This window comes from Microvirga calopogonii (assembly GCF_003347665.1).
GTDB classification, from domain to species: Bacteria; Pseudomonadota; Alphaproteobacteria; order Rhizobiales; family Beijerinckiaceae; genus Microvirga; species Microvirga calopogonii.
Map to the genome: position 1 here is coordinate 1 of NZ_QDGA01000022.1, position 6,786 is coordinate 6,786.

At 58.3% G+C, this 6,786-nt stretch carries 4 protein-coding genes; 1 reads left to right on the forward strand and 3 read right to left on the reverse strand.

Annotated elements, in window-relative coordinates:
- Positions 1 to 17: 17 nt before the first annotated feature.
- The 3 genes from DDF70_RS17290 to DDF70_RS37500 form a co-directional block, all read right to left on the reverse strand.
- The gene (locus DDF70_RS17290; protein ID WP_245435536.1) at positions 18 to 668 is read right to left on the reverse strand and encodes an IS630 family transposase; all 651 of its coding nucleotides are present in this window, start codon (positions 666 to 668) and stop codon (positions 18 to 20) included.
- Positions 557 to 979, reverse strand: a complete 423-nt coding sequence (locus DDF70_RS17295; protein ID WP_114946109.1) for a helix-turn-helix domain-containing protein — start codon at positions 977 to 979, stop codon at positions 557 to 559. Before DDF70_RS17295 ends, DDF70_RS17290 begins: the two co-directional genes overlap by 112 nt.
- Before the next feature lie 992 nt (positions 980 to 1,971).
- Positions 1,972 to 2,784 carry a CAP domain-containing protein gene (locus tag DDF70_RS37500; RefSeq protein WP_205772439.1) on the reverse strand — a complete coding sequence of 271 codons (813 nt, stop codon included), beginning with the start codon at positions 2,782 to 2,784 and terminating at the stop codon, positions 1,972 to 1,974.
- Between the two features lie 1,374 nt (positions 2,785 to 4,158).
- Between DDF70_RS37500 and DDF70_RS17320 the strand changes: the two genes are divergently transcribed.
- On the forward strand, positions 4,159 to 6,786 hold a 2,628-nt coding region (locus DDF70_RS17320), incomplete at its 3' end, for a polysaccharide deacetylase family protein (RefSeq protein WP_162820462.1).

A 6,786-nucleotide genomic window follows, 5' to 3' on the forward strand; every position in this document is an offset into this window, starting at 1 on the left:
CTAAAGCGCTTTTGGTTTCAGTGTAGAGCATAGCCGGCATGCCTGATCCAGCCTTTGGCATCTTTTGCGGTGATGCTGTCGAGGGCGGGTTTGAGCTCTGCTTCCAAGGCTTCGAGAGTGCGTGCGGCTTTGGCTTTGAGCCGCTCTTTCACCTTGGCCCAGGCGTGCTCGATCGGGTTGAACTCGGGCGAGTAGCGCGGCAGGTACAGCAGTCCAATCCCAGCCTGATCGAGCAGGTCCTGCACTTCGATGGCGTGGTGCGGGCGCAGGTTGTCCATCACCAGAATGGCATCCGACTTGGTGCGTTTGAGAGCCGGTACCAGGATCTGCTCGAGATAGGCGAGTAACACGGAGGTAGAAGTCGAGGCCTCGATGCTCATCGTGGCAACCAGGCCCTCACACGCGAGCGCACCCAAGACCGTCAGCCGCTGCCAGGAGCCCAGCGGGATCGAGCCGTACGCCCGCTGCCCCCGTGGGGCTCGCGCATGGGTTCGGGCCATCTTAGTCGTTACCCCGCTCTCATCCAGGAACACCAAGCGTTCCGCGGGAAGCACGCTCATCTGCTGGCGGTAAGCCTCACGCTCGGCAGCAACCTCGGGCCGCTCCTGCTCGGCCGCCCGAAGCGTCTTTTTTTCGGACGCAGCTTGAGGCGCTTGAGCGCCTCGCAGATCACCGCCAGGCACACCGTCACGCCCGTTCGCTCAGCCAGGCGCTCACGGTACTCACGCAACAGTGCGTCATTGTCCTCGATCACGAGCTGACGCAGCACCTCGAGAACCGCCGCATCCAGGCGCGAGGGCACGCCGCCACTGTGCGGCTTCGCAGCACGCCGGCCTTCCTCGCGCTCCTGGCGGCGCCAGTTCGACACGGTGGCCGGGCAAACCTGGAAGCGGCGGGCGATCTCGACCTGAGGAAGGTCGCCGCGTTCGCAGGCGACCAGAACGCGCTCACGCAAATCGGCGGAATAGGCCTGGGACATGGCTCGCCTCCTGGGCCATATCCCAGTCAACGCACAGACCACCACAATGGATTCAAGGCCAGATCAAAAGCGCTTTAACTGCAGACTTCGCTAAAGCAACGGCTTGGCGGTGCCGAGTATAATTGAAGTGGCGGAGGACTCGCATTTCTCCCTCAAAGTCGACAACCGTCTCCAGGAAATTCGGTGGCCCACAAGCTATTCCGAAAGATGAACAGGAACTGCAAGGTCTGTTCGGACTTCTTTCAACAGCGCTCGTACATCTTCTTGAGCGATGGCAGCTTCGAGGCTGTCGCCACGGTTCTGACGCGGAGAATACGCAACATGAAGGCTCTTTGTGCAGTAGCGGCCATAGGACTTAGCTTAATGGCCACAATGGGCTCAGCCTCGGCCCAACGGTATGGAGGTCCTGGATCCGGGTACGATGAGCCAGATTACGGGTATCGGGAACCCGGCCCCAGATACAGAGATCGCGACTATGGATACGAGGAGCGCGGCCCCCGGTACCGCGGTCGCCCCAGTGCTTTCAACGAGCGTGAGTATCTGCGCTGCAATCGCGACGTTCTCCGGGCTGTCCGCCGGGGCGAAACGTCCGGGTTGCAACACTATCTGCAATATGGCCGCCGTGAGGGGAGACGCCTCAGCTGCTAATTGGCGGCCAGAGCCATCTCATGAGCCTCATCGGCACACGGGACCGGCCAGCCCCCCCTTGTTGATCGGATCACAGGGACGGCCGGGTGTGGCCCTTCCTGCTGCTGGCCGGCACTTTCTCACCCCTCCCCTTCGAGGTGCTCGGCTCTACAGCGGTCGTCGGCTTCGGCACGACTGGCTAATCAACGTCTGTGTTCATGGCACGAGACCTGTCGCGAACGGCGGCTCGGGAACGAACCTCCCGCGGGTGATCGGCGGCAATCATGCCGGATCCACCTGCGGGAAACCCTAGACCGAGTGACCACATCATCAAGAGCGCCAGCCCGCATGGTTGGCGCGGTGTTTTACCCTATGATGCCATCACCGAACGAAGAGCGCCCCTCGACGATGCCAAACCTCAGGTAGTGTTCCAGCGGATTGACACCGGCAGCCGCCACATCAGGGTAGGCAGACAGGTAGCGTGAGGTGTCAAAAGCGGCCGACGGGTCCCGCCCCTCTTTCCAGCCAAAGGCATTGTAGTGCTCCAGCGGATTCACACCGGCAGCTGCCACGTCCGTGTACGTCGCTAGATACGCACGGGTGTCGAAGAAGGCATTGGGATCCCGCCCTTCCTTCCAGCCGAACTGTGCAAAGTGCTGCTCCGGATCAATCCCTGCGGCGAGAACATCCGGGTTCTGAGCCAGATAGAACCCGTCATCGACGAGAACGTTGCCATCATCAGCAACTCTCCCGGGAGGAGTTGATGAGGCTGCCGAATACCCGAAGTTCTGGGTGACAACAGCAGCGTCCCATCCTTGCAGGTTGCCGATTTCAATGCCGATCCCAACTTCCTCAAAGGCCGGGTTGAGGATATTCGCGCGATGGCCTGGACTATTCATGAGGTTCTGGTGCATGAGCCGAACTTCATCCATGTACCCTTCGGGCGCACGGAGGGAGACCCATGCAATGTTCTCACCAGACCCGTAGGTCCCCGTAAATTGATAGCCTGCCGCCGCCATGCGCCCTTGAGGGCTGGAACCATCGACGCCCTGATGCGAGAAGCTATCTGAGCCTATCATCCACTGGCTGTGGCTCTCGGATGAGGTTTGAAGATTATCGTCAAAGACAAGAGGGCGTATTCCTGCCGCCGCCCGCTCTGTGTTGATCAGGTCGAGCATATATTGCTCGGCCGGTGTCGGCAATGACATATAGCTTCCCCTATTGTTGCGTACTTGCGCATGACTTGCTGAAGCGATCTTACGATACTTTACGAAATCGCAAAGTCGACTGCGTGTGCAAACGATGAGGCAGAATGATGACCGCCAGCTGCCTATTTCACCGTGGATTCTTAATAGTAGATAACCAAGGATCCTCCTTAGCACCGGAGGAAAGCTCGCCGCTCTACGCCGGCCAAAAGGTCAAGTGAACCCAGGGGCTATTCCCAGTGTGGCAAGGCCAGGATTTAGTTACATAACTGTCCTACTGCGGGTCTCATCGCGCGGCTAATCAACCAGAAGCTTTGTATTGAAAAGAGTTGCCGTCCATCCAAACCTGCAGCGGGCTGCAGTGCCGGCACATTCATCACTCTGGGGAAGGAGCCATCATCAGCTTGGTGAATGCGGATTGACGCGTTCGCGCGAGCGGGGTTCCGCCGAGCCAGGCCGCGATCCCGATGACGTTCACGGCCGCGGCTGTCAGCATGTGCCTCAGATGCGTCCTGCTCACTCCGATGTAGCGGGAATGCTGCAGGTGGAGGTCACAGCCCCCGCTGAGGTTGCGCCCTCGATCCCAGCGCTTCTGATCCGTTCGTGAAGGTGGGCTGCGCTTCACGGTCACAGGCCATCCCACGGATCTCAGGCTCCCGGCGTAGACGTCGTGGCAGCAGGCGCCGGCTGCTCCGGATGCACTGTGGCTTCAATGGAGAGGCTCCCGGCGCACTGCCGCAGGGTCCAAGCGCCAGCCGCCATGGGCATTCCGCCGGCGTCGCAGGGGCGAAGAGGGATAGAACGGGAACCGGAGAGCGGTGACAATCGTCCCGAGCCGGTCGCGCAGGCGTAGAATGGGACTACCTGGGGAAAGGCCGCATGGGCGACAGTCGTGGTCCACACTGGACCATCACCACTCAAGGCCAGGCGGAGCGACATGGCCCTGTCCAAGTCTCAGCCCAAACCTTGTCGAGCCCGGACACAAACCCCGCCTCAAACGCGCCAACCCACTCGCCAGCAGTGTCACCCCTATGGGAAGATTTGGTAAATATCCAGTCAGCTCCTCGATATGAACTGGCCTTCTGCAATCGAGCGCAGAAAAATGCCGGCCAGAGCTCCGAAATCCATCGAAGTAATTGATTCCAACGAAGTAATCATCAGCCCTCAAGAATCATATACTCATTTACGAGCTTCATATGGGAGGTATTACTCACAAATCGCCATCTTATCGCCTTAGCAGACTCGCTAGTCCTTCAGGACAGTTACACATCGGCCACATTTTGACCATCGTTCGTCTGGGAGCAACTTCCGACATATCAGTCCTTCTCATAATTTTAGGTGGTTATCTTGGCCTCATTAATCGCGCTCGATGGTCAGCTTGCAGATTGGACCCCGGTCGATCGCCTCGACTTTGGCGTGCCAGGTGTGGACGGGTTCAAGATCTATGGGCGTGTTGTCGATGGAACTTATCACTTTGCGATCGACTCGAGCTCCGTCGCGATTGGCGCCAACAGCACCATCTGGCTCAACACCGATCAGAACCTTGAAACGGGCTACAAAATCTTCGGCTCCCATCTTGGAGCCGATTACAAAATCGAGTTTAAACCCGACCCCAATGCGCCGTTCGGCGCGCACCCCGGCCTTTACACAGTAGCCGCAGATGGAACGGAGACACTTGTCGAAGGCGGCTTGTCCTATGCGTACTCCCCGGACGGCAAGATCATTGAACTAGCGCTCGACAAGACGAAGATCCCGGCGACGCCCGCAATGAGCGCGCTGATCGATATCAACGACACGTCCTTCGTCCCGAATCCCTACTCACAGGGTCAATTTACCGTCAAGGATGAGCTGCCGCCTGTTCGAACAGACACGACACTCAAAGTGGCAATCGTGTTCTCCCAAACCAGCGCGGACAAGTACTTTAGTGCGACCGCCTATTCCCAGCTGATCATGGCCGCTCAGAGCCAGGCGGCAGCCGCGGGCATTCCGTTTGACCTCCTGACAGAGAACGACCTGACCAACCTCTCGAAGGTCGTCAACTATGACGCGATTATCTTTCCATCGTTCGGCTTCGTGCAGAAAGACAAACTGACCGCCATCGAGAATGTCCTGACAAGCGCCGTTTACAAGTACGGCATCAGCCTCGTGGCCGCCGGCAACTTCATGACGAATGACGAGACCGGGGCCGCCCTTTCAGGCGATGCGTATGCGCGCATGAAGTCTTTGCTGGGCGTGGAGCGGATTGGCGGAAGCAACGTTGCCGAAGTCACGGTCACTGGAAGCAGCGACAGTGGCGCGCATATTATCGGCTATGGCGAAGGCGAGCCCATCCGCACCTATTCGCAGACGGGCGCGGCCCTGGTCGGCACGGCCTGGTTCAGTGGCGTCAGCAACGGGACCTCCCAGGTTCTGGCGACCCAGTCCGCATCGGATGGTACCCACGATGCCGTCTTGGCCACTCAGACCGGATCCAACAACGTCTTCTTCGCCACAGAAGGGATGATGGCTGACAGCAATATGCTGCAGCACGCGATTGGCTGGGCTGCGGGTGCGTTGGAAAGCCCGCAGCTCAAGCTTCAGATGGGCCGGCAGACGTCTCTTTTCGCCTCGCGCACCGATATGGACCAGTCGCAGGAGGTGAACGATGTCCGCAATGGCATCTACGATAAACTTTTGCCGATCCTCCAGCAATGGAAGACCGAGTTCAACTTCGTCGGCTCTTACTACGTCAATATCGGTAACAATCCCAGCGATGGGCAGATGACTGACTGGGCCAAATCGAAGCCTTTCTACGATCAGCTGCTGGCCATGGGCAATGAGATCGGCACTCATTCCTACACTCATCCAGAAGACACAAACATCCTGTCTCCTGAACAGATAGAGTTCGAGTTCAACCAATCGAAGCTTCTTCTGCAGGAAAAGCTCGGAATCACCATTCAAGGCGCCGCAGTTCCCGGCGCTCCGGAGACACTCGCCACATCCCAGCTGATCGGCCAGTACTTTTCTTATATCAGCGGCGGATATACCGGGGTGGGCGCAGGCTATCCTAGCGCATTCGGGTACATCACTCCCGGATCAAATAGCGTCTACCTCGCTCCTAACCTGAAGTTCGATTTCTCCATGGTTGAGGCGGAACCTCAGTTCGGCGGTGGCCTGACACCGGAGCAAGCCAAACAGGAATGGATCAAACAGTTCGAAGAATTGTCCCTGAAATCCGATCTCCCTGTCTTTGTCTGGCCCTGGCACGATTATGGACCAACCCAGTGGGTCATCAATGGAGGAGCATCGTCTCCTTATACCAAGGAGATGTATACCGATTTCCTGCGCTACGCCTACCAGCATGACGCCGAGTTCGTCACGATGTTAGATCTCGCGCAGCGCATCAAGGCGTTTGAGCAGGCCAGCTTCAACTACAGTTTCGACAGCGCCAGCAATACCATAACTGCAACGGTCACGGCGAACCAAATCGGCACGTTCGCGCTTGACGTGGAAGAGGGCAAGACGATTGGGAGTGTCTCCGACTGGTATGCCTATGACAATGACAGTGTCTTCATGGATACCGATGGCGGAACATACAAAATCAAGCTCGGTAGCACCCCTGATGATGTGACACACATCACGTCTCTACCCTCCCGCGCTCAGCTGCTATCGGTCACTGGCGACGGGACAAACCTCAACTTCTCGCTCCGCGGAGAAGGAAATATCATCATTGACCTCACGGATCCCAAGGGACGTCTGGTCAAGGTCGCAGGAGCAGAGATTGTTAGCCTCAATGTAGACCGATTGGAGTTGAAGGTTAGCGGAGATAAAGAGCATCTTGTCTCGGTCGAACTCGTGCCCCCCGCCGGCAACAAGGCCCCGACGGCGGTAAGCCTGGTCAACCCGGTCCTCTCGACGCCTGAGAATGGCGCTGCTTTGAAGGTCGCGGACATCGCTGTGGTGGACGACGGGCTCGGCACCAACACCCTGTCGCTG

Excerpts from the sequence above, each read along its gene's own strand:
- DDF70_RS37500 (WP_205772439.1), bottom strand. The coding sequence starts at position 2,784 with ATGCTCGACCTGATCAACACAGAGCGGGCGGCGGCAGGAATACGCCCT.
- DDF70_RS17295 (WP_114946109.1), bottom strand. The coding sequence starts at position 979 with ATGTCCCAGGCCTATTCCGCCGATTTGCGTGAGCGCGTTCTGGTCGCC.